The organism is Mesorhizobium sp. WSM4850, assembly GCF_055811735.1.
Map to the genome: position 1 here is coordinate 1 of NZ_JBVVPV010000044.1, position 20,653 is coordinate 20,653.

The 20,653-nt window shown below is 63.0% G+C and carries 24 protein-coding genes and 1 tRNA gene; 18 read left to right on the forward strand and 7 right to left on the reverse strand.

Annotated features, from left to right (window positions below):
* The 8 genes from AC0L2Z_RS28695 to AC0L2Z_RS28730 form a co-directional block, all read left to right on the forward strand.
* The coding region (locus tag AC0L2Z_RS28695) for a hypothetical protein (RefSeq protein ID WP_473629936.1) at positions 1-203 on the forward strand (203 nt) is incomplete at its 5' end.
* Positions 204-319: 116 nt separating this feature from the next.
* A complete protein-coding gene (gene ribH, locus AC0L2Z_RS28700) occupies positions 320-814 on the forward strand; it encodes a 6,7-dimethyl-8-ribityllumazine synthase (RefSeq protein ID WP_036263097.1) in 495 nt (164 codons plus the stop codon).
* Entirely contained in the window at positions 811-1,311 is a 501-nt protein-coding gene (nusB, locus tag AC0L2Z_RS28705) for a transcription antitermination factor NusB (protein ID WP_023798402.1), read from the forward strand. The genes ribH and nusB overlap by 4 nt, the downstream gene beginning before the upstream one ends.
* The gene (locus AC0L2Z_RS28710) at positions 1,308-2,525 is read left to right on the forward strand and encodes an MFS transporter (RefSeq protein WP_473629937.1); all 1,218 of its coding nucleotides are present in this window, start codon (positions 1,308-1,310) and stop codon (positions 2,523-2,525) included. The genes nusB and AC0L2Z_RS28710 overlap by 4 nt, the downstream gene beginning before the upstream one ends.
* A 251-nt stretch (positions 2,526-2,776) precedes the next feature.
* Positions 2,777-3,688, forward strand: a complete 912-nt coding sequence (gene osmF, locus AC0L2Z_RS28715) for a glycine betaine ABC transporter substrate-binding protein OsmF (protein ID WP_473629938.1) — start codon at positions 2,777-2,779, stop codon at positions 3,686-3,688.
* A 37-nt stretch (positions 3,689-3,725) separates the two neighbouring features.
* Positions 3,726-4,892: an ABC transporter permease gene (locus AC0L2Z_RS28720; protein ID WP_473629939.1), complete on the forward strand. Its 1,167-nt coding sequence runs from the start codon at positions 3,726-3,728 to the stop codon at positions 4,890-4,892.
* Complete coding sequence (locus AC0L2Z_RS28725) at positions 4,889-5,827, forward strand: ABC transporter ATP-binding protein (protein WP_473629940.1); 939 nt, start codon at positions 4,889-4,891, stop codon at positions 5,825-5,827. The genes AC0L2Z_RS28720 and AC0L2Z_RS28725 overlap by 4 nt, the downstream gene beginning before the upstream one ends.
* Positions 5,824-6,588, forward strand: coding sequence for an ABC transporter permease (locus tag AC0L2Z_RS28730; RefSeq protein WP_473629941.1), 765 nt, complete (start codon positions 5,824-5,826; stop codon positions 6,586-6,588). Before AC0L2Z_RS28725 ends, AC0L2Z_RS28730 begins: the two co-directional genes overlap by 4 nt.
* Positions 6,589-6,598: 10 nt before the next feature.
* Here the strand turns inward: AC0L2Z_RS28730 and AC0L2Z_RS28735 are convergent, their stop codons facing one another.
* Positions 6,599-6,745: a type II toxin-antitoxin system HicA family toxin gene (locus AC0L2Z_RS28735; RefSeq protein WP_287175876.1), complete on the reverse strand. Its 147-nt coding sequence runs from the start codon at positions 6,743-6,745 to the stop codon at positions 6,599-6,601.
* A 55-nt stretch (positions 6,746-6,800) separates the two neighbouring features.
* A complete protein-coding gene (locus AC0L2Z_RS28740; protein WP_023798395.1) occupies positions 6,801-7,001 on the reverse strand; it encodes a type II toxin-antitoxin system HicB family antitoxin in 201 nt (66 codons plus the stop codon).
* A 109-nt stretch (positions 7,002-7,110) separates the two neighbouring features.
* Here AC0L2Z_RS28740 and AC0L2Z_RS28745 point away from each other — a divergent pair, with 109 nt between their 5' ends.
* Both AC0L2Z_RS28745 and AC0L2Z_RS28750 read left to right on the forward strand, forming a co-directional pair.
* Positions 7,111-7,224: a DUF2165 family protein gene (locus tag AC0L2Z_RS28745; protein WP_156941596.1), complete on the forward strand. Its 114-nt coding sequence runs from the start codon at positions 7,111-7,113 to the stop codon at positions 7,222-7,224.
* Between the two features lie 251 nt (positions 7,225-7,475).
* Positions 7,476-9,617 carry a sodium-translocating pyrophosphatase gene (locus AC0L2Z_RS28750; RefSeq protein WP_473629942.1) on the forward strand — a complete coding sequence of 714 codons (2,142 nt, stop codon included), beginning with the start codon at positions 7,476-7,478 and terminating at the stop codon, positions 9,615-9,617.
* 292 nt (positions 9,618-9,909) lie between these two features.
* On the opposite strand, the gene AC0L2Z_RS28755 is transcribed toward AC0L2Z_RS28750, so the two are convergent.
* Positions 9,910-10,455 (reverse strand): outer membrane protein assembly factor BamE, encoded by a 546-nt coding sequence (locus tag AC0L2Z_RS28755; RefSeq protein WP_023798392.1) that lies wholly within the window; start codon positions 10,453-10,455, stop codon positions 9,910-9,912.
* A 115-nt stretch (positions 10,456-10,570) separates the two neighbouring features.
* On the opposite strand from AC0L2Z_RS28755, the gene AC0L2Z_RS28760 reads away from it, so the two are divergent.
* From AC0L2Z_RS28760 to AC0L2Z_RS28790, 7 genes are all read left to right on the forward strand, one after another.
* Positions 10,571-11,113, forward strand: coding sequence for a ubiquinol-cytochrome C chaperone family protein (locus AC0L2Z_RS28760; RefSeq protein ID WP_473629966.1), 543 nt, complete (start codon positions 10,571-10,573; stop codon positions 11,111-11,113).
* 26 nt (positions 11,114-11,139) lie between these two features.
* Entirely contained in the window at positions 11,140-11,703 is a 564-nt protein-coding gene (locus tag AC0L2Z_RS28765; RefSeq protein ID WP_473629943.1) for a YceD family protein, read from the forward strand.
* A 131-nt stretch (positions 11,704-11,834) separates the two neighbouring features.
* Positions 11,835-12,905: a phosphate acyltransferase PlsX gene (gene plsX, locus AC0L2Z_RS28770; protein ID WP_023798389.1), complete on the forward strand. Its 1,071-nt coding sequence runs from the start codon at positions 11,835-11,837 to the stop codon at positions 12,903-12,905.
* Between the two features lie 9 nt (positions 12,906-12,914).
* On the forward strand, positions 12,915-13,886 hold the full coding sequence (locus tag AC0L2Z_RS28775) for a beta-ketoacyl-ACP synthase III (protein WP_023798388.1): 972 nt from the start codon (positions 12,915-12,917) through the stop codon (positions 13,884-13,886).
* A 105-nt stretch (positions 13,887-13,991) separates the two neighbouring features.
* Positions 13,992-14,315, forward strand: coding sequence for an integration host factor subunit alpha (locus AC0L2Z_RS28780; RefSeq protein WP_023798387.1), 324 nt, complete (start codon positions 13,992-13,994; stop codon positions 14,313-14,315).
* Between the two features lie 195 nt (positions 14,316-14,510).
* Positions 14,511-15,053 (forward strand): MerR family transcriptional regulator, encoded by a 543-nt coding sequence (locus tag AC0L2Z_RS28785; protein ID WP_023798386.1) that lies wholly within the window; start codon positions 14,511-14,513, stop codon positions 15,051-15,053.
* Positions 15,054-15,203: 150 nt separating this feature from the next.
* The gene (locus AC0L2Z_RS28790; RefSeq protein WP_473523609.1) at positions 15,204-15,542 is read left to right on the forward strand and encodes a hypothetical protein; all 339 of its coding nucleotides are present in this window, start codon (positions 15,204-15,206) and stop codon (positions 15,540-15,542) included.
* Between the two features lie 53 nt (positions 15,543-15,595).
* Here AC0L2Z_RS28790 and AC0L2Z_RS28795 read toward each other — a convergent pair whose 3' ends face one another.
* Together AC0L2Z_RS28795 and AC0L2Z_RS28800 are read right to left on the reverse strand one after the other, a co-directional pair.
* Positions 15,596-15,871, reverse strand: coding sequence for a hypothetical protein (locus tag AC0L2Z_RS28795; RefSeq protein ID WP_023798384.1), 276 nt, complete (start codon positions 15,869-15,871; stop codon positions 15,596-15,598).
* 371 nt (positions 15,872-16,242) lie between these two features.
* Positions 16,243-16,770, reverse strand: a complete 528-nt coding sequence (locus AC0L2Z_RS28800) for a hypothetical protein (protein ID WP_473629944.1) — start codon at positions 16,768-16,770, stop codon at positions 16,243-16,245.
* A gap of 18 nt (positions 16,771-16,788) precedes the next feature.
* On the opposite strand from AC0L2Z_RS28800, the gene AC0L2Z_RS28805 reads away from it, so the two are divergent.
* Positions 16,789-16,865 (forward strand) — tRNA-Pro (locus AC0L2Z_RS28805).
* A 934-nt stretch (positions 16,866-17,799) separates the two neighbouring features.
* Here the strand turns inward: AC0L2Z_RS28805 and AC0L2Z_RS28810 are convergent.
* Both AC0L2Z_RS28810 and AC0L2Z_RS28815 read right to left on the reverse strand, forming a co-directional pair.
* Positions 17,800-19,059, reverse strand: a complete 1,260-nt coding sequence (locus tag AC0L2Z_RS28810) for an O-antigen ligase family protein (RefSeq protein ID WP_473629945.1) — start codon at positions 19,057-19,059, stop codon at positions 17,800-17,802.
* Complete coding sequence (locus tag AC0L2Z_RS28815) at positions 19,056-20,591, reverse strand: undecaprenyl-phosphate glucose phosphotransferase (protein WP_023798379.1); 1,536 nt, start codon at positions 20,589-20,591, stop codon at positions 19,056-19,058. Before AC0L2Z_RS28815 ends, AC0L2Z_RS28810 begins: the two co-directional genes overlap by 4 nt.
* Positions 20,592-20,653 lie beyond the last annotated feature (62 nt).

Here is a 20,653-nt window from a genome sequence, read left to right on the forward strand (position 1 = left end):
ACAAGCGATTCGTGAGTCATCGCAGCGTAGAATCACAACCGATTCCCCGCTGCAACACCTATCTTAGCGCATATGCCGTAAACGGGGCGAGGGGCGATTTCATCGATGGTTTCGCCAATCACCAGCGTTGCAAGAAGTGCGCCGGCGATGCGGCCTGCCTCTTTCGCCCCGTTTACGGGGAGAAATGCCCGGCAGGGCAATGAGGGGCAGCGCCGGCTTCGGAGGAAACCAATAATCAGGCACGTCCACATCTCCACCAATCTTCTGCTTGCGATCAAACCGGCTTCGGCCTAAGTCACCGGCGATCCCGGAGACATCTATGGCTGGCACATCCCAACACGGCAAAGCGTTCATTCGCCCGAAGAAGAAGGCCCACCTTCTTGTCATCGAGGCACGCTTCCATGACGACCTTGCCGACGCGCTGCTCGAAGGCGCGACAAGCGCGCTCGAGGAAGCTGGCGCGACATACGACGTCGTCACCGTTCCGGGCTCGCTCGAAATTCCCGCAGTGATTTCCTTCGCCCTCGACGGCGCCGCCGAAGGCGGGTCGAGCTATGACGGCTTTGTCGCCCTCGGCACCATCGTGCGCGGCGACACCTATCATTTCGACATCGTCGCAAATGAATCGAGCCGTGCCCTGATGGACCTGTCCGTCCAGGAAGCGGTCTGCATCGGCAACGGCATCCTGACCACCGAAAATGACGAGCAGGCCTGGACGCGGGCCAGGCGTTCGGAAGGCGACAAGGGTGGCTTTGCCGCGCGTGCGGCGCTGACCATGATTGCCCTCAAGCAACAGTTGGGAGAGCGATCGTGAGCGAGCCCGCATCGCCCGGCCAGCCCGCGGTGCGCCACGCCAACAAGCGCGGTGCAGCCCGTCTGGCCGCCGTGCAGGCGCTCTACCAGATGGATGTGGCCGGCAGCGGCGTCTTCGAGATCACCGCCGAATATGAGGCGTTCAGGCTCGGCAAGGAAGTCGACGGCGCGCTCTATCGCGAGGCCGACGCGCAATGGTTTCGCGCCATCCTCGCCGGCGTCGTCGAGAACCAGAAGACCATCGACCCGATCATCCGCCAGGCGCTGACCGAGGACTGGCCGTTGTCCAGGCTCGATTCGACGCTGCGCGCCATATTGCGCGCCGGCGTCTACGAACTGATGAAGCGCGAGGACGTGCCGGTGGCTGTCATCGTCTCGGAATATGTCGATATCGCCAAGGCGTTTTACGAAGAAGATGAGCCGAAGCTGGTCAACGCAGTGCTCGATCGCGTGTCGCGCCGGGTGCGCGGCGAAGGGCGTGGCAAGGACGCTTCATGACGGCCGTCGCTATCGCCGAGGCCGGCAGGGAAGCGCGCCGCACGGCGCTCATCCTTGCCGCTTCGCAGGCGATCATCGGCTCGGCCGCACCTATCGCCATTTCCGTGGGTGGATTGGCCGGATATTATCTGCTCGGCTCCGACAAGTCGCTGGCGACGGCGCCGATCACCGGCTTCAACGTCGGCGTGGCGCTCGGCGCCCTGCCGGCCGCAGCCATCATCCGCCGGCTCGGCCAGCGCGACGGCTTCATGACCGGGACGATCGTCACTGCGCTCGGCGGTCTGGTCGCCACGCTGGCGCTATTTTACGCCAGCTTCTGGCTGTTCGCCTTCGGCCTGCTGGTGATCGGCATCGGCGGTGCCTTCGTCCAGCAATTCCGCTTCGCCGCCGCCGACAACGCACCGGCTGAATTCAAGGCGCGCGCCATCTCCTTCGTGCTGGCCGGCGGCATCGTCACCGCCATTCTCGGGCCGCAGATCGTCATCTTCACCCGCGAATTGTTTGCGCCGGTGATGTTTGCCGGCTCGTTTGCCTCCATTTTGGTGCTGGCAGCGGTCGGCGCCGCCATCCTGTCGTTGCTGCGCATCCCGGCCAAGGCGACGGGCAAAGCGGAAATCGCCGACAGCGACGCGCGGCCGCTCGCCGAGATCGTCACCAGGCCGCGTTTCGTTGCGGCGCTGTTTTGCGCCGTCGGCAGCTACGCGCTGATGAGCTTCGTCATGACCGGCGCGCCGCTCGCCATGGTCGGCTGCGGCCTGTCGACGGACGACGCCACGCTCGGCATTTCCTGGCATGTCATGGCGATGTTCGCGCCGAGCTTCTTCACCGGCTCGCTGATCTATCGCTTCGGCGCCGAACGGATTGTCGCAACCGGCCTTGTGCTGCTGATCGGCTGCGCCCTGGTGGCGCTGTCGGGCCTGGCGCTGTGGCAATTCTGGACGGCGCTGATCCTGCTCGGCCTTGGCTGGAATTTCGGCTTCATCGGCGCCACCGCCATGGTCGCCGACAGCTACCGCCCATCGGAAAAGGCCAAGGTCCAGGGTTTTCACGACTTCGTCCTGTTCGGCTCCGTCGCCTTCGCCTCGCTGATGTCGGGCGCGGTCTACAACGCCTGGGGCTGGGAGATGCTGAACTGGATCATCTTCCCGGTGACGGTGTTGTGCTTCGTGGCGCTGGGCGTGCTGAAGATGACCGCGCGGCCGACCAGCGCATGACCCCGATCCGAAGGTTCGGAAAGGACCATGCGCAAATCAATAGTGCTACAGCGTCCTTTGCGCGTCCAAACGGACGCGACGCGCTGTAGTGACATGACGCTGTCGGGATCGGACAGCAGCGGATTCACCCGCATCCGAACAAAATTATTGCCCCCATCCCCCTTCTTATGAAACCGTGTGCCCCGACGGGGCATTGAAGCCATGCTCATATGCGGCAGCCGCAGTCCGGTTCTCAGCAAGGGATTTGTGAAATGTTTTCAGTCAAGGTTCTGGCCGGCGCGGCACTGGCGCTCGGCATCACCGCAGCCTCGGCGAGCGCTCAGGTGGTCGTGTCGTCGAAGATCGACACCGAAGGCGGCGTGCTCGGCAACATCATCCAGCTGGTGCTGAACGCCAACAACATCCAGACCACCGACCGCATCCAACTCGGCGGCACCCCTGTGGTGCGCAAGGCGATCACCGCCGGCGAGATCGACATCTATCCGGAATACACCGGCAATGCCGCCTTCTTCTTCGAAAAGGCCGACGATCCGGTGTGGAAGGATGCCGCCAAGGGCTATGAAACGGCCAAGAAGCTAGACTACGACGCCAACAAGATCGTCTGGCTGTCGCCGTCGCCGGCCAACAACACCTGGGCGATTGCGCTGCGCAAGGATGTCGCCGAGACCAACAAGCTGGCGACTCTGTCCGACTTCGGCAAATATGTCTCCGGCGGCGGCCAGGTGGTGCTGGCGGCCTCGGCCGAATTCGTCAATTCGGCTGCCGCGCTGCCGGCTTTCCAGACCACCTATGGTTTCACGCTTAAGCCGGACCAGCTGATCACGCTCTCCGGCGGCGATACGGCGGCGACCATCGCCGCCGCGGCGAACCAGACCAACGGCGCCAACGCCGCCATGGTCTACGGCACCGACGGCGGCATCGCGCCGTCCGGCCTGGTCGTGCTCGAAGACGACAAGGGCGTGCAGCCGGTCTACCAGCCGGCGCCGATCATCCGCGAGGCGGTGCTGAAGGAGCATCCCGAAATCGAGACGCTGCTGAATCCGGTCTTCGCCAAGCTCGACCTCGTCACCCTGCAGGAACTGAACGGCCGCGTTCAGGTCGGCGGCGAGCCGGTCAAAGGCGTCGCCGAAGACTTTTTGAAGAAGAACGGGTTTTTGAAGTAGTCAGCCCGTTTGAAATGACGCCGGTGCGAGGCGCGCCATGACCACCCGCTTCGACAAGCTCGGCGTGGTCATCGCCGCGATCGTTGCCTATGCCGCCTTCGCCGCGCCCTTTGCCACCTTGCGCGCCAATCGCATCGTGCCGGGCGAGGCGCGCTCGATTCTTGAAGCGCTGCCGCCGACGTTGGGGCCGCTGCTGCTTGCAGTCGTCGTCGTTGCGGCGGTCGTCGCCTTGCTGAAAACGCCGCTGGTACCGCGCCTGGCCGCCAGCGTGGTCGCGCTTGCCGCACTGGCGCTGCTGATCGGCGTCGCCGGCAGCTTCCTGACGCCTGAGGGCAACAGCTTTGCCCGCATCTCGCCGGCTTCGGGTTTCTGGCTGCTCATCTTCGCCTTTACGCTGTTGCTCGCCGATGGGCTGACGAGGCTGAACCTGTCGCCATCGGCGCGGATCGGCGTGCTCGTCGTCGCGGCAGCGGCGATCGGCCTGCTGCTGGTCTCGGGCAGCTGGAACAGTCTGTCGATTCTCAAGGAATACGCCAACCGTGCCGACAGTTTTTGGGCCGAAGGCTCCAAGCATGTGACGCTGGCGCTGGGCTCGCTGGCGGCGGCGGTGATAGCAGGCTTGCCGCTTGGCATCCTCTGCCACCGCGTCGAAAAATTGCGGACCGGCGTGCTCAACGTGCTGAACATCATCCAGACCATTCCCTCGATCGCGCTGTTCGGCCTGTTGATCGCGCCGCTCGGCTGGGTCGCCACGCATGTGCCCGGCGCGGCCTCCCTCGGCATTCGCGGCATCGGCACCGCGCCCGCCTTCGTCGCCCTGTTCCTCTATTCGCTGCTGCCGGTTGTGGCCAACACCGTGGTCGGTCTTGCCGGCGTGCCGCGCGCCGCCAACGATGCCGCACGCGGCATGGGCATGACCGAGCGCCAGCGCCTGTTCGGCGTCGAATTTCCACTGGCCTTCCCGGTGATCCTCACCGGCATCCGCATCGTGCTGGTCCAGAACATCGGCCTTGCTACCATTGCCGCGCTGATCGGCGGCGGCGGTTTCGGCGTGTTCGTGTTCCAGGGCGTTGGCCAGACGGCGATGGACCTGGTGCTGCTCGGCGCCGTGCCGACGGTGGCGCTGGCCTTTGCTGCCGCCATCATTCTCGACGCATTGATCGAAATGACCTCCACCCGGCGACGCGAGGCACAACCGGCATGATCGAGATCGAAGGCATTACCAAGCGCTATGACGCGACGACCGTCGTCGACGACGTGTCGATGGTGATCGAGCCGCGCACCATCGCCGTCATTGTCGGCACCTCCGGCTCCGGCAAGACGACGCTGCTGCGCATGATCAACCGGCTGGTCGAGCCGACCGCCGGCGTGATCAGGCTCGACGGCGCCGACAACCGCTCGCTGCCCGGCTACGAGCTGCGCCGCAGCATCGGTTACGCCATTCAGGGCCATGGGCTGTTTCCGCATCGCACCGTGGCACAGAACATCGCCACCGTGCCGGTGCTGCTCGGCTGGGACGCCGCCCGCATCAAGCGCCGTGTCGACGAGTTGATGACGCTCTACCAGCTCGATCCCCAGGCGTTCGGGCCACGCTATCCGCACGAACTCTCCGGCGGCCAGCAGCAGCGCGTCGGCGTCGCCAGGGCGCTTGCCGCGGAGCCGAATGTGCTGTTGATGGACGAGCCGTTCGGCGCGCTCGACCCGATCCTCCGCAACAAGGCGCAGGAGGACCTTCTGGCGATCCAGAAGCGCTTCGGCACCACCATCATCCTCGTCACCCACGACATGGAAGAGGCGGTGCATATGGGCGACAGGATCGCGGTGATGGATGCCGGCAAGCTGGTGCAATATGCCAGGCCCGCCGAGATCCTGGCGAAGCCGGCCAGCGCCTTCGTCGAGACCCTGGTCGGCGCCAGCGAAAAACCGTTCAGGCTGCTGTCGCTCGGCCGCGTGCGCGACGCCGTGGAGACGGGCACCGCCGAAGGCGAGGCGATCCCCGCCGACGCCAGCCAGCGCGATGCGCTGGCCGAACTGTTGTGGTCGGGACGCCCGGCGCTGCCGGTGACAGGCGCCGACGGCAAGCCGCTCGGCCGCGTGACTGTGGATGGGCTGGTGAAACGCGCGGCGAGGCCGGCATGAAAGAGGCCGGTGTAAAAGCCTGGCTTCCGTCACTGCTCAGGCTTGCCCTGGTGGTGCTGCTCATTGCGTTCGTGACCAATCCGGGTTGGTTCGAGCCGCTGCTGAAGCCGCTGACCGAGAGCAACGCGCCGGCAATCTACAATCAGGGCAGCCTGTTGACGCTGACGCTGCTGCACCTGAGGACCGTGCTGATCGCGACGGTGGCGGCAACCATCGTTGCCGTGGCGCTCGCCATCCTGGTCACCCGGCCGGCCGGCGTCGAATTCCTGCCGCTGTCGCGCAGCCTGGTCAATATCGGCCAGACCTTTCCGCCGGTGGCGGTGCTGGCGCTGGCCGTGCCGGCCGTCGGCTTTGGCGAGAAGCCGACACTGATCGCGCTGTTTCTCTACGGCCTGCTGCCGATCTTCGAGAACGCGCTGACCGGGCTGACGACGCTGCCGGCCAATGTGGTCGAGGCGGCGCGCGGCGCCGGCATGACCGGCTGGCAAAGGCTGGTCAAGGTCGAGCTGCCGCTCAGCGCGCCGATCATTCTCGGCGGTATCCGGCTTTCGGTGGTCATCAGCCTCGCCACCGCGACGATCGGCTCGACCGTGGCGGCCAGGACGCTCGGCGAGGTGATCATCGCCGGCCTGTTGTCCAACAATCTCGCCTTCGTCCTGCAGGGCGGGCTGATCGTCGCCGCGCTTGCCGTGCTGATCTATGACGGGCTGTCGGCGATCGAGCGCTACACCGCACGCCGCATGAGGCAGGAGACGGCGTAATTAGCAAAACTCAGACATCGCCTTCGCTCATCTCGGCCAGCGCCAAGAGATGTCGCAAGAGTCCTGTTTTGAGCGGCCTGTTGCCGTGAATCGGGATCGAAAGGCGCGCGATGCTGCCTTCCTTGCCGTAGATGTGATGACTGCCGGCAACACGCAAAAGCCTTCGTCCTGCCGCTCGATGGCACGCGCAAGCTCCTTGCCGGAAATGGACTTCAAACAGCGATTTCCATGACCCGGCCGGGTTCTGAAGTGAAAGATAGCGGCTCTACCGAGAGGCAGCCTTCGATTGCTTCACGCAAGTTCTCGACAAGTTCGTCCAAGGTTTCACCCTGGGTCGCGCAGCCGGGAATTGCCGGCACTTCGGCCCAGTAGCCACCTTCTTCGGCTTCGTGAATGATCGCCTTGAACTTCATCGGTCATCTCCAAGTCCACCCTGAAGATAGGCTGCCCCGCCGATATTTGCAAAGCTGCATGAGCGCTGTCTATCTGCAAGTTCTGCCTGCCTGATCAGGCTCTCGACGGGTGTGGCAGTCCAACGTCTGCAACGGCCAGCAGAAGGCTTTCATGTTCTACATGACCATGCTGGCGGTGCTGATCTTCGCCGTCAGGCTGGACTGCGACCTGCGCAAAGGCTGACAACCGCCAGCCGATTTCAATCGATCTGATCGGGTGGCGGCACTTGCGAGCGTGTTGCCGCCATTGCTTTTGGGCGAAAGCCGGGGCTTTTGGGCGAAAGCCGGGCAAAAACCGAACAATATCTTGACGTTCGCAGCCCTGTTTCGCATAAGCCGATGGGAGGGGAGCGGATTCGGCGCGCGGAATCCGCTCCCCGTCTCAACGGCCCAGGGAGGGGTTCTTTTGGGTCATCAATCGAGGAAAATCCGGCAATGACCATAATTTTAGCTGTCATCGCCTGCGGTCTGCTTTCAGTCCTTTACGCCATCTGGGCGACAAAATCGGTCCTCGCGGCCGATCAGGGCAATGCACGCATGCAGGAAATTTCCGCGGCCATCCGCGAAGGCGCGCAGGCCTATCTGGCGCGCCAGTACACCACCATCGCCATCGTCGGCGTCGTGGTCCTGCTGCTCGCCTGGTGGCTGCTTTCAATCACCGCCGCCATCGGCTTCCTGATCGGCGCCGTTCTGTCGGGCGCCGCCGGCTTCATCGGCATGCACGTCTCGGTGCGCGCCAATGTGCGCACCGCGCAGGCGGCTTCCAACAGCCTCGCAGCCGGCCTCGAGATCGCTTTCAAGTCGGGCGCCATCACCGGCATGCTGGTCGCTGGCCTGGCCCTGCTCGGCGTCTCGATCTATTATCTGATCCTCACCCAATTCATGGGCCTCCAGCCCAACGACCGCGTCGTCATCGACTCGCTGGTTTCGCTCGGCTTCGGCGCCTCGCTGATCTCGATCTTCGCCCGTCTCGGCGGCGGCATCTTCACCAAGGGCGCTGACGTCGGCGGCGATCTCGTCGGCAAGGTCGAAGCCGGCATTCCCGAAGACGATCCGCGCAACCCGGCCACCATCGCCGATAATGTCGGCGACAATGTCGGCGACTGCGCCGGCATGGCCGCCGACCTGTTCGAGACCTATGCGGTGACCGTGGTCGCCACCATGGTCCTCGCCGCCATCTTCTTCGGCGGCACCGCCGTTCTCAGCGCCACGATGCTCTATCCGCTGGCCATCTGCGGCGCCTGCATCCTGACCTCCATCGTCGGCACCTTCTTCGTCAAGCTCGGCTCCAACGGCTCGATCATGGGCGCGCTCTATAAGGGCCTGATCGTCACGGGCCTGCTGTCGATCGTCGGCCTCGGCATCGCCACCTCGGCAACCCTGGGCTGGGGCGAAATCGGCACGGTCGCCGGCATGGCCATCACCGGCACCAACCTGTTCATCTGCGGCCTGATCGGACTTCTGGTGACCGGCCTCATCGTGGTGATCACCGAATACTACACCGGCACCGACAAGCGCCCGGTGAACTCCATCGCCCAGGCCTCGGTCACCGGTCACGGCACCAACGTCATCCAGGGCCTTGCGGTCTCGCTGGAATCGACGGCACTTCCTGCGATCGTCATCGTCGGCGGCATCATATCGACCTACCAGCTCGCCGGCCTCTACGGCACGGCGATCGCAGTCACCACGATGCTCGGTCTTGCCGGCATGATCGTTGCGCTCGACGCCTTCGGCCCGGTCACCGACAATGCCGGCGGCATTGCCGAAATGGCCGGCTTGCCCAAGGAAGTGCGCCAGTCGACCGATGCGCTTGATGCCGTCGGCAACACCACCAAGGCGGTGACCAAAGGTTACGCCATCGGTTCGGCCGGTCTCGGCGCGCTGGTGCTGTTTGCGGCTTACTCCAACGACCTGAAGTTCTTTGCCGCCAATGGCGACAAATACCCTTACTTCCAGGGCATGGGCGACGTCTCTTTCGACCTCTCCAACCCTTACGTCGTTGCCGGTCTGATCTTCGGCGGCCTGATTCCGTATCTGTTCGGCGGCATCGCCATGACGGCTGTCGGCCGTGCGGCGGGCGCCATCGTCGAGGAGGTGCGCAAGCAGTTCCGCGAGGATCCGGGCATCATGGCCGGCACCTCGAAGCCGAACTATGCGCGTGCGGTCGATCTTCTGACCAAGGCGGCGATCCGGGAAATGATCATTCCGTCGCTGCTGCCGGTGCTGGCGCCGCTGGTCGTCTATTTCGGCGTGCTGCTGATCTCGGGCTCGAAGGCGTCCGCCTTTGCAGCACTTGGCGCCTCGCTGCTCGGCGTCATCGTCAACGGCCTGTTCGTCGCCATCTCGATGACCTCTGGCGGCGGCGCCTGGGACAATGCAAAAAAATCGTTCGAGGATGGCTTTACCGACAAGGACGGCGTCAAGCATCTCAAGGGCTCCGAGGCGCACAAGGCCTCGGTCACCGGCGATACGGTCGGCGATCCCTACAAGGACACCGCCGGTCCGGCAGTCAACCCGGCGATCAAGATCACCAACATCGTCGCCCTGCTGCTGCTGGCCGTGCTCGCGCACGGCTGAGGCGGCTTGGCCTTCCGCGGCCGAGATCCACAACCGAACCCGCGGGAGCGATCCCGCGGGTTCGTCTATTTTGGACGTCCAGCATCAGGGAATTGACGCCCGTGACAGTTCCAAAAGCTCGCGTTCAAGTCGTCTGCGGCCCGCAGCCTGCGACAATGGCTTTCTGGCCCAAGACAAAAACCCGCAGGATCGCTCCCGCGGGTTTTCGGTCGCCTGAGATGTTGCTGCTTCCCCTCGAAGTTAAAAGAAGGGAAGCAAAAAAAGGATGAGAAGCCGATTCTGCCGGGATTGATCAGGTGCCGGGCGAGGCGCCGCCGCCGCCGCCGGGGAGGCCGGGCGCCAGCTTGCTGGCGCCGCCCATGATCTGGCTGAGGAAGTTCTGGTCCTTGCCGCCGGTCGGCGTGGTCCGCGAGATGAAGTCGAACACCTTGCCGTCCTTCAGGCCGTAATTGGCGATCTGGGTAACGCGCCCGTCCTCGCCGAAATAGACGGCCAGCACCTTCTGGTCGACCAGCCTCGGCTTGTCGAAGGCGACGTAACGCTTGCGCGTCTGTGAGATGTAGTAGAAGGCCTCGTTGTCGAAAGTCGCCTTGGTCGACGGGGTGCCGAGCGCCAGAAGCACCTGTTCGCGGCTCGAGCCGACCGGCACCAGGTCGATTGCCTGCTGGTCGATGACGTAGCCCTGCGTCAGCGTCTCGCTCGGATTGAGATCACCGATCATCTTCGACGAGTTGCAGCCGCAAAGCGCCGAAGCGACCACCAGCAGCGAGATCGCGCCGGCGGATCTCGGAAAAGCGGACCTGGGCAGAAAAGTCGACTTGATTTTCAGCGCGCGCAACTACAACTCCATTAGCTGGCCGCAACTTGCGCTGGGCCGCAAAACCGGTAAACCAGCTTGCTCGCCGATGCAACAAGGCCAATTCAAACAAACGGTCCCCGGGAGACCACCCTCAATGTTCCAACGCCTTTTTGGTCGCGAACGTCACGCCAACCGCGCTATCACCGAGGCGCTTTACGCACAAATCGTGGCAGCGGCGCGGCAAACCGTGTTTTATTCCGACTGGGATGTCCCGGACACGCCGCTTGGCCGCTTCGAGATGCTGTCGCTGCACATGTTCCTGTTCCAGCACCGGCTGCGCGGCGAGGGTGGTGTTGCCGGGGAGGTCGCGCAGGTGTTGATCGACGAGTTCTTCATGGATGTCGAGCATTCGCTGCGCGAACTCGGCATCGGCGACGTCGGCGTGCCGAAGCGCATGAAGAAACTGGCGAAGATGTTTTATGGCCGCACCGCCGCCTATGACGATGCGCTGGAACGAAAAGACCAAGACGTACTCGTCGCGGCGCTTGCCCGCAATGTCAGGCCCGATGCCGGCACCTGGCCGCAGGTGACGCATCTGGCCGGCTACGTCGCCGATGTCTCCAGGCGACTCGCGGAACAGCCGACCGAATCGATTGTTTCCGGCACTGTGGCATTCCCCGCGGCCAAACCTATTTAAGAAAACAAGCCTATTTAAAGGAAAATATGAAACACGCCGATTCTCAGAGCCCCGATCGCCAGAGCCCCGTGTACTTCGTGGCCAACGTCGCCCGGCTGCCGCAAAAGGGACTGCCGGTGCTGATCGAGGCCGACGCCGCGCAGCGCGCCGCGCTGGCAGGCGAGCACGAGTTGCTGTCGGTCGAGAACTATCGCGCCGAACTGCTGGTGGCGCCATGGAAGCGCAACGGCGTCAAGGTCAGCGGCCGCGTCGAGGCCGATATCACCCAGGCCTGCATCGTCACCCTGGACCCGATCGAGGCGCATATTGACGAGGCGGTCGACGCACTGTTCCTGCCGGAGCAGTCGAAGCTCGGGCGGCAGGGTTTTGAGGGCGGTGGCGAGATAATGCTCGATGCCGAAGGGCCGGACAGCCCGGAAACATTTTCCGGCAATTCAATCGATGTCGGGGCGCTCGCCGAACAGTTCTTTGGACTGGCGATCGATCCCTATCCGCGCAAGCAAGGCGTTTCGATGGAGGCTGCCGACGATGCCGGGACTGCGGAAAGCGAATTTCAGCAAAAGCTGCGTTCCCTGCTGGGGAAATCCTGAAAACCCGACCCAATCAGAGAAAGCCGGTTGTGCGGCAGCCCAAAAACGCTATTTTCGCCGAACCTTCGCGAGCCCCAAACCCGTTGCCAGCGCCAGGCGCTCGCTCAAGCAAACTGTGAGATGAACACCGCGTGATCAGGATTTCCATCGATGCCATGGGTGGCGATCACGGACCAAGCGTGGTCATCCCGGCGCTCATGACGGTCGCGACCCGGCGTCCCGACATCCGCTTCGTCATCTATGGTCGCGAGGAGGCAGTGCGCCCCGAACTCGCAAAGCTGCCCAAGCTGGCGGAAGTGAGCGAGTTCATCCACTGCGAGATAGCAGTCCGGATGGACGACAAGCCGAGCCAGGCGCTGCGCCATGGCCGCTGGAAGTCGTCGATGTGGAAAGCGGTCGAGGCGGTCAAGGCAGGCACTGCCGACGCCTGCATCTCGGCCGGCAACACCGGCGCGCTGATGGCGATGTCGAGATTCTGCCTCCGCACCATGGCGACCATCGACCGTCCGGCGATCGCGGCGCTGTGGCCGACATTGCGTGGGGAAAGCGTGGTGCTGGACGTCGGCGCCACCATCGGCGCGGATGCGCATCAACTGGTTGATTTTGCCATTCTGGGCACTGGCATGGCGCGCTCGGTTTTCGGCATCGAACGGCCGAGCGTCGGTCTGCTCAATGTCGGCGTCGAGGAGATCAAGGGCCAGGAAGAGGTCAAGGAGGCGGGCCGCATGTTGCGCGAGGCCAACATGGCCTCGATGAACTACCATGGTTTCGTCGAGGGCGACGACATCGGCAAGGGCACGGTCGACGTGGTCGTCACCGAAGGATTTGCCGGCAACATCGCGCTGAAAACGGCGGAAGGCACGGTACGGCAGATCGCCGGTTACCTGCGCGCCGCGATGGACCGCACGCTGATGGCCAGGATCGGCTATGTATTCGCCAAGGGCGCCTTCGATCGCCTGCGCGAAAAGATGGATGTCGGCCGCTCCAACGGCGGGGTTTTCCTGGGTCTGAACGGCGTCGTGGTGAAAAGCCATGGCGGCGCCGATTCGGACGGCTTCGCGGCGGCGATCGAGCTTGGCTACGACATGGTGCGCAACAATCTGCTCGATCGCATCGAAGCCGATCTTGATCTGTTCCATGCGCGCAATCCGCATGCCCAGACATCCAGGAAATCCGACGTCGTTGCCGACGCAGAGGAGTAGGAAAGAGCCTTGATCAGATCAGTCGTGCGCGGCACAGGCTCCGCGCTGCCCCGCCGCATCATGAAGAATGCCGATTTCGAAGGCATGGTCGAGACGTCAGACGCATGGATTGCCCAGCGCACCGGCATCCGCCAGCGCCATATCGCGGCCGACGACGAGACGACGGCTTCGCTCGGCGAGGCGGCGGCGCGCGCAGCCCTCGACAATGCCGGCCTGACGCCGGCCGATATCGACCTGATCGTGCTGGCGACCTCGACTCCCAACAACACCTTTCCGGCGACCGCCGTCGACATCCAGAACCGGCTCGGCATGCATCACGGCTTCGCCTTCGACATGCAGGCGGTGTGCTCGGGCTTCGTCTACGCGGTGACGACGGCCGACCTCTATATCCGCGGCGGCCTCGCCAAACGCGTGCTGGTGATCGGCTCCGAAACCTTTTCGCGCATCCTCGACTGGAGCGATCGCTCGACCTGCGTGCTGTTTGGCGACGGCGCCGGCGCGATGGTGCTGGAAGCAGGCGAGGGGGCGGGCGGCATTGCCGACCACGGCGTGCTGGCGGCCAGCCTGCGCTCCGACGGGGCTCACAAGGACAAGCTGTTCGTCGACGGTGGAGCGTCGACCACCGGAACGGTGGGCCATCTCAGGATGGAAGGCCGCGAAGTGTTCAAGCACGCGGTCGGCATGATCACCGACGTCATCGAAGCGACGTTCTCAGCTGCCGGGATCACCGCTGAAGATCTCGACTGGTTCGTGCCGCATCAGGCCAACAAGCGGATTATCGACGCTTCCGCCAGGAAGCTCGGGATAGCGGAACAAAAGGTGGTGGTTACCGTCGATTTGCACGGTAACACCTCGGCTGCTTCGGTGCCGCTGGCGCTGTCGGTGGCGGTCGCCGACGGCCGCATCAAGAAGGGTGATCTGGTGCTGATCGAAGCGATGGGCGGCGGCTTCACCTGGGGCGCGGTCTTGGTTCGCTGGTAAGTGCCGAACGGACCGGTTCGGTCCTTGACCTTGCCGGATCAATTACTTAGGCTCTATCTTTGCTTATATAGAGTTATGTTTTTTGAGCTGATGGGGACGGTTCGCATGGGGGGAAAGACACTTACGCGCGCCGATCTTGCTGAAGCCGTTTATCGCAAGGTTGGCCTGTCGCGTACTGAATCGGCCGAGCTCGTCGAAGCGGTTCTGGACGAGATCTGTGAGGCGATCGTTCGCGGCGAGACGGTGAAGTTGTCGTCGTTCGCAACCTTCCATGTCCGCTCCAAGAACGAGCGCATCGGGCGCAACCCCAAAACCGGCGAGGAAGTGCCGATCCTGCCGCGCCGCGTGATGACCTTCAAATCGTCGAATGTGCTGAAGAACCGCATCCTGCGCGCGCACCAGATCAGCAAGGCCAAGGGCAGCAAATAGCGCCTGCGCTTCAAAGCCCGGTTGAAAACGGTCGACTGCTTTGACGCCGGGCTTGAATATTGTTTCATAAACCGCTGAAATAAGGCTCGATTCGGCAGGACAAGCCGGATCGGAATGACTCTTTGTTGAGCATGATCCTGGCCGAAAACCGTTTCCCACTTTTCGGGACCATGCTCCAGCGTGAGGATTTCGCCCATGGACAAGAGCCCCGACGCTTTCCGCACCATCAGCGAGGTCGCAGAAGATCTCGACCTGCCGCAGCATGTGCTGCGTTTTTGGGAAACGCGCTTCAACCAGATCAAGCCGATGAAGCGCGGCGGTGGCCGCCGCTACTACCGGCCGCAGGATGTCGAACTGATCAAGGGCATCCGCCACATGCTCTACGATCAGGGATACACGATCAAGGGTGTGCAGAAGCTGTTGCGCGAGAACGGCAATCATTTCCTGGTCGCCATCGGCAATGGCGACATGGCGGCCGTCGAGGCGATCTCGCAGCGCCGGCAGGCCGATGCGGTGCCGTTGACGCCGGCGGCCCAGCCGCGCGGCGCCGATGACGAGATGCTGGTCGGCGAGCCCAAGGTGAAACCCAGCCGGCGCTTTTTCGGCCTGGGCAAGACCGAGGAAGAAGGCCCGGTGCAGCCGGGCACGTCGAAACTCTCGCGCGACAATCGCGCTTTGCTGCAGGAGGCGCTGTTCGATCTTCTGGAATGCAAGCGCCTGCTCGATCAGGTGCGCTAGCGCATGGCCCCGGGATAGCGACTGCATAGAACGTCACGCGGGTCGCATGAATCGCTTCTGACGCGACGCGCTCTGGGCCCGATCGGTCGCGGCAAAAACCGGAACCGGTTTTGCGATCGTGCGTTCCTTCGCAAAAGAAGGAAGCCTGTCATGGTATCATTTTCGACCCTCTCCGACATCGATCTTGAAAAACAGGTCGCAGCCCTCTCCAGGGAATTGGCGGCGTTGAGGAAAGCCGTTTCCAGGCGCGGCAGCGCCTATTACGAGGACGGGCGTGACACCGCGTCGGACTATTACTCGGACCTCGCCGAGCGTTTCAGTGACGCTCTGCCTGCGATCAGGAAGCATGGCAGGGTGATAGAGAAGACAGCCCGCGATCATCCCGCGACAGCGGCCGCAGTCGGTCTGGTTGTGGTCGGGCTCGTCGCCAGCCTGTTCCTCAGCCGTCAGCAGAAACCGTCGCGAACGAGATCGAGATCGGCACGTTGAGACAAGAAAATGGCGGCGCGGACGGCCGCCATTTTCGTTGACCAAAAGGTCGATCAGCGCGCGAGCTTGAGCTTGTTCTTCGGGCTGACCTGCGCGGTCTGGCTGCATTTGCCGTAGACGGTGCCGTTGGAGTCGGTGGCGTCCGTATAAGTACCCTTGCAGTCGAGCTGCAGCACGAGGCAGTGACCCGCGCCCTTGCAAACCGCGCCGCCGCCGCTCGGATGCGTGCCGTTGGCGAAGGCCGAGCCCGGCAGTGAAATCGAGCCGAAGGCCGAGACGACGATGGCAGCGGCGAGCGACAGGCGCTTGAAGTTCGAGATGTTGGTCATTTGAGCATTTCCTTCTCTTGATCGAGGATCGCCGTCAGGGCGTCCTTCCAGTTGGGACCGCCTTTGTGGCGTCCATGCCGTGTTGGTGCGGCCCGGAGAGAAAAGGTTCACGCGTCGGTTCAAGAAAATTCGCGGCCCCTGGCGCGTTCAGCGTCCTCCTGCCGCTGAGGTTCGATCCGCTCAAAACCGCTGACGGGCCAGCGACAGCCGCTTGACAAGGGAGCGGCTCAGAACCGTCGAACAATTCGGCGATCGGCCAGGTCAAAGACCCCGATCGAGATGACGGTCCTGTGCCGGTGCCGCCGAGGCCTGTGCCGGGCTGCGCCGATCGGAATCACGATGCCGTGACGGCGTTTTTGGCGCTTGGCAAATCACCATCGAGAGGGCATTCTCTGCGCCGTCTCAGGCAACTTCTTGATTTGATCAAACTCTTTAAATCCACGGAGTTGCCAAATGCCCCAAATAGCAACAAGCGAAGCTTTTTCCGAACTGTCGGCGACCGAAGCTGCGCCCGACCACAGCGCCCTCAAGGCCATCCGAGAAACCAGGGGATACAGCATGGAAGAGCTGTCTCTGACCTGCGGACTGTCGGTCGATGAGATCGCGGACATCGAGAACGGCAGGAATGCCGATGTGTCGAAGCTCAGGCGAATAGCCTCTGCGCTCCGGCTCCCGGAAAGCGCGCTGATCGATACGGCCGCGCTGACACATTCCGTGGAAAATCCAAGACCCGTCTCATAGCAGCGACGCCAGAGGATCAAGCCAGACAAGTGAGCTGTGTTCTGGATTTGAAGTTCCTGAATGCTGACGACATCCACCAGAGCAGGAACTTCAAATCCACCATGCGGGGCATCGGCGCGACGGCCGCCGAATTCGGTTGACCCGAACCGGGTTATCACGATACATCGCGACCGGTCCGGAGTGTAGCGCAGCCCGGTAGCGCACTTGACTGGGGGTCAAGGGGTCGTCGGTTCGAATCCGGCCACTCCGACCAAATAAGCCCTTAGAACCCTAAGGCTTATTTGAAATCCGGGGAAACTAGCTGAGCCGCGAAAACGAGAAATTGGGGCCTTTCTGGGCCCTTTCCTTTTCTGGGCCGTGCCAGTCTGGGGCCATGCCGCCCGAATCGCGGCGTGAACGGGCCGACGATCGGCGGCCAAGCGCTGATCGACAGGCTCGGATCAGATCGCGGATCGATGCATCAGGATCTGGTCGGGCTGTTTGGCTGCTCAAATGCAAGGCCGAAGGCCGCGACCGTCGCCCGGTGTTCTTCACGTTCATTCCCGACGACAAAGGCCAGCAGCGAGAGCGGAATCGCACCTGGAAGCCGACCTTCGAAAGTGAAGGGCTCGAAACGCGGGACCCTTTCATCCGCGAGCCGCTTTGTGTGCATGTCCCAAGCCGTGCAACCACCCATCTTGCCAAAGGGTAGCCCAGATCTGGACGTCAACTGTGAAGTGGCCTTGGAAGCCGCATTTGCAGCCTTGGTGACTGCCTCGGAAGCGAAGGGGTGGACGCCGCGCGAAACGGCTGCAGCCCTACTGAAAATCGCAACGGAGCATGCTCAGCGGTTCAGGCTTGTGCCGGCTGAGCCGCCAAGGTGGCGAACGCGAAGAGGTATGTTCATCGCGTGTGCCACGCTCGTGTTTTTGCTGTGTGCAGCCATCGTTGGTGGGGTGCTTAGATGACGATCAACGTTTCGCCCCCGGATACGGCCGTTGCCGCGGTCGTAGTGATGGCGTTGCCGGCTATACGTTAGATTGCGCAACGCCCGGCCAGCGCCATGCCGACGGCTATGCCTATGCCCATCGCCAGCCCTGCAGCGAGTTCCCGCCATATTCGACGGCAATGGCTAAGACCACCACTCGCTACGCCCACGTGCTGGACTCCGACCATTTTCAAGGGGCTTAGACTGCCCCAGAAATCCATCATGCTCCAGCCGTCGGCGAACACAGCGCCGGCGGCCGCAACTGCCGCTGATGGCGATATTCGAGAGCGATCGCGCCCCAGATCAGCCCGAGCAGCAGATAGACGTGGCGCCAGTGATCGATGTCGATGAAGGTGCCCAGCGCGATATTGCCGATGAAGGCGACATAGGCGCACAGAAGGTAGGGCTGCCACGGCCTGTCGCGCAGGAGAATGCGGAAGCCGGCTGCCATCGTCCAGCAGGTCAGCGTCAGGAACGAGACGAAGCCGAGCCAGCCATAGTCCAGCAGCATTTTCAGCCAGATGTTGTGCGTGTCCTCGCCGAAAATCGTCCCGAAGACGAGCGGGCCGATGCCGAGCGGATGCTCCAGCGCCATCTGGAAACCGAAGATATAGCGGGCGAAACGGCCGAGGCGGGCGGTATCGTAGCTCTGTTCCAGCTGGGCGCGGCTGGAGAACATTTCCGAGACGCCCGGCAGCTGCAGGATGACGAGCATCGCGATGACCAGCAGCGAAATGGCGGCGATGGTCATGACGACGACACGCAGCCGGAATTTTCCGCTGGCGCTCTGCAGGAACAGGGCGCCGGTGAGCAGGATCGCCGAAACGCCGAACATGCCCCAGGCGCCGCGCGAGAATGAGAAGAAAATCCCGGCGGTGATGATCAGCAGCGGCATCGCCAGCAACGGCATGCGTGAGACGGGGCCGGTCAGCAGGAGATGGAGCAGGTAGATGCCGGGCAGCACCAGGAACGGCCCGAACACGTTCGGATCCTGGAAGGCGCCGGTGGCGCGGTCGTATCTGGTGAAGATCTCCGCCCCCGGGAAGGCATGGAAATAGCCGGCGATCCCGAGCAGCGAGGTCAGCACCGCCGACATCACATAGGCCCGGAAGATCACCCGGTAGAGATTTGGCTGGACCGATGTCACCGAGGCGAAGAACACCGCGGTAAGCGCCAGGAACAGCGACACGGCGAGATAGAGCGGGGTGCCGGCAATATCCGACATCTGGGTCATCGCGATCATGCCGCCGATTTTCATGACCACCAGCAGCACCAGCAGCGGCGCCGCCGCGCGCGATATGCGCAGGCCGAACAGGGCCCACACCGCCATCAGCGCGACCATATAGAGGTCATATGGCGCCGGCTCGGCGATGACGAAGCCGGACAGGAAGACGCCGAGGAAAACCGCGCCCGACGCAATCAGCGCGATCAGCTTGGCGTTGACCGCGGCCGGCGACAGTTCATGCGCGACTGCGCTCAATAGGCATTTTCCGTATTGAGCAGCCGGATCGGTGTCAGGAACAGGATCCTCAGATCGAACAGCAGCGACCAGTTCTCGATATAATAGAGGTCGTATTCCGTCCGCATGCGGATCTTCTCGTTGGTATCCATCTCGCCGCGCCAGCCATTGATCTGCGCCCAGCCGGTGACGCCGGGTTTGACCTTGTGGCGTGCGAAATAGCCGTCGACCACCTCATTGTAGAGAAGGTTGTGCGACTGGGCGGCAATGGCGTGCGGGCGCGGGCCAACCAGCGACAGCGAACCGAAAAGCGAATTGAAGAACTGCGGCAACTCGTCGATCGAGGTCTTGCGGATGAAGCGGCCGACGCGGGTGACGCGCGGGTCGTTCCTGGTCACCGTCTGCTTGGCCGTCGGGTCGGCCTTGTCGGTGTACATCGAACGGAACTTGTAGACCTCGATGATCTCGTTGTTGAAGCCATGCCGCTTCTGGTGGAACAGCACCGGTCCCTTGCTGTCGAGCTTGATGGCGATCGCGGTCGCCAGCATGACCGGCGAGAACACGATGATGCCGATGATCGAGAAGACGATGTCGAAGGCGCGCTTGGCGACCGAATCCCAGTCGTTGATCGGCCTGTCGAAGATGTCGAGCATCGGCACCGAGCCGATGTAGGAATAGGCGCGCGGCCGGAATTGCAGCGCGTTCGAATGCGCCGAGAGCCGGATGTCGACAGGCAGTACCCACAGCTTCTTCAAAAGCTGCAGGACGCGCGTTTCGGCGGTCAGCGGCAGCGATACGATCAGCATGTCGATACGGGCGATGCGGGCGAACTCGATGAGCTCGGAAACGGTCCCGAGTTTTGGATAGCCGGCGACGATGGGCGGCGAGCGCTTGTCGCCGCGGTCGTCGAAGATGCCGCAGATGCGGATGTCGTTGTAGGGCTGCTTTTCGACGGAGCGGATCAGGACTTCCGCCGTCGTGCCGCCGCCCACGATGACGGCGCGGCGCTCCATGCGCCCGTCGCGCGCCCAGCGCCGGATCAGCTTCGACATCAGCAGCCTTAGGCCGAAGATCAGCATGAAGCCGACGACGAACCAGGTGCCGAAAACCAGGCGCGAATAATCTTGCGACATCTTCACGGCGAATGCCGTCAGCGCCATCAGGGCGAAGGTGCCGGCCCAGACCATCAGCAGTCGGCCGAAATTGGCGAGCGGCCGCATAAACGAGACGATCTGGTAGCAGTCGGTGACATCGAGCAGCACCACGGCGAGCGACGAAGCGGCGGCGATCGCCAGCGGATATTGCCAGGCGAGATGGTTGAAGAAGCCGACATAGTAAAAATAGATGCAGAGGCCCGACAGGAACAGCAGTGCGAATTCGACCATCCGCAAGACGCCGCTGACCATGATCGGTGACATGGTGTCGCGCCGGTATTGCGACGCCACCTGACGGGCGACGTCGTTCATGCCGCCGGGGCTATCGTCACCGGCCGGGCCGTTGAAATTGCGCACCGCGTCTTTCGAAAAGCGGCGTTTGGGATCGAAGTCGCTCATGATGCATCCGCAAAGCTTCACGCAAGTGAATAGCGAAATAGAGCTAAGAAACCCTTGAAACA

What these genes read in the sequence shown, in the direction of transcription:
- ribH (WP_036263097.1), top strand. Translation starts at nt 320, where the DNA reads ATGGCTGGCACATCCCAACACGGCAAAGCGTTCATTCGCCCGAAGAAG.
- AC0L2Z_RS28710 (WP_473629937.1), top strand. Translation starts at nt 1,308, where the DNA reads ATGACGGCCGTCGCTATCGCCGAGGCCGGCAGGGAAGCGCGCCGCACG.
- osmF (WP_473629938.1), top strand. Translation starts at nt 2,777, where the DNA reads ATGTTTTCAGTCAAGGTTCTGGCCGGCGCGGCACTGGCGCTCGGCATC.
- AC0L2Z_RS28720 (WP_473629939.1), top strand. Translation starts at nt 3,726, where the DNA reads ATGACCACCCGCTTCGACAAGCTCGGCGTGGTCATCGCCGCGATCGTT.
- AC0L2Z_RS28725 (WP_473629940.1), top strand. Translation starts at nt 4,889, where the DNA reads ATGATCGAGATCGAAGGCATTACCAAGCGCTATGACGCGACGACCGTC.
- AC0L2Z_RS28730 (WP_473629941.1), top strand. Translation starts at nt 5,824, where the DNA reads ATGAAAGAGGCCGGTGTAAAAGCCTGGCTTCCGTCACTGCTCAGGCTT.
- AC0L2Z_RS28740 (WP_023798395.1), bottom strand. Translation starts at nt 7,001, where the DNA reads ATGAAGTTCAAGGCGATCATTCACGAAGCCGAAGAAGGTGGCTACTGG.
- AC0L2Z_RS28750 (WP_473629942.1), top strand. Translation starts at nt 7,476, where the DNA reads ATGACCATAATTTTAGCTGTCATCGCCTGCGGTCTGCTTTCAGTCCTT.
- AC0L2Z_RS28760 (WP_473629966.1), top strand. Translation starts at nt 10,571, where the DNA reads ATGTTCCAACGCCTTTTTGGTCGCGAACGTCACGCCAACCGCGCTATC.
- AC0L2Z_RS28765 (WP_473629943.1), top strand. Translation starts at nt 11,140, where the DNA reads ATGAAACACGCCGATTCTCAGAGCCCCGATCGCCAGAGCCCCGTGTAC.
- AC0L2Z_RS28780 (WP_023798387.1), top strand. Translation starts at nt 13,992, where the DNA reads ATGGGGGGAAAGACACTTACGCGCGCCGATCTTGCTGAAGCCGTTTAT.
- AC0L2Z_RS28785 (WP_023798386.1), top strand. Translation starts at nt 14,511, where the DNA reads ATGGACAAGAGCCCCGACGCTTTCCGCACCATCAGCGAGGTCGCAGAA.
- AC0L2Z_RS28790 (WP_473523609.1), top strand. Translation starts at nt 15,204, where the DNA reads ATGGTATCATTTTCGACCCTCTCCGACATCGATCTTGAAAAACAGGTC.
- AC0L2Z_RS28795 (WP_023798384.1), bottom strand. Translation starts at nt 15,871, where the DNA reads ATGACCAACATCTCGAACTTCAAGCGCCTGTCGCTCGCCGCTGCCATC.
- AC0L2Z_RS28815 (WP_023798379.1), bottom strand. Translation starts at nt 20,591, where the DNA reads ATGAGCGACTTCGATCCCAAACGCCGCTTTTCGAAAGACGCGGTGCGC.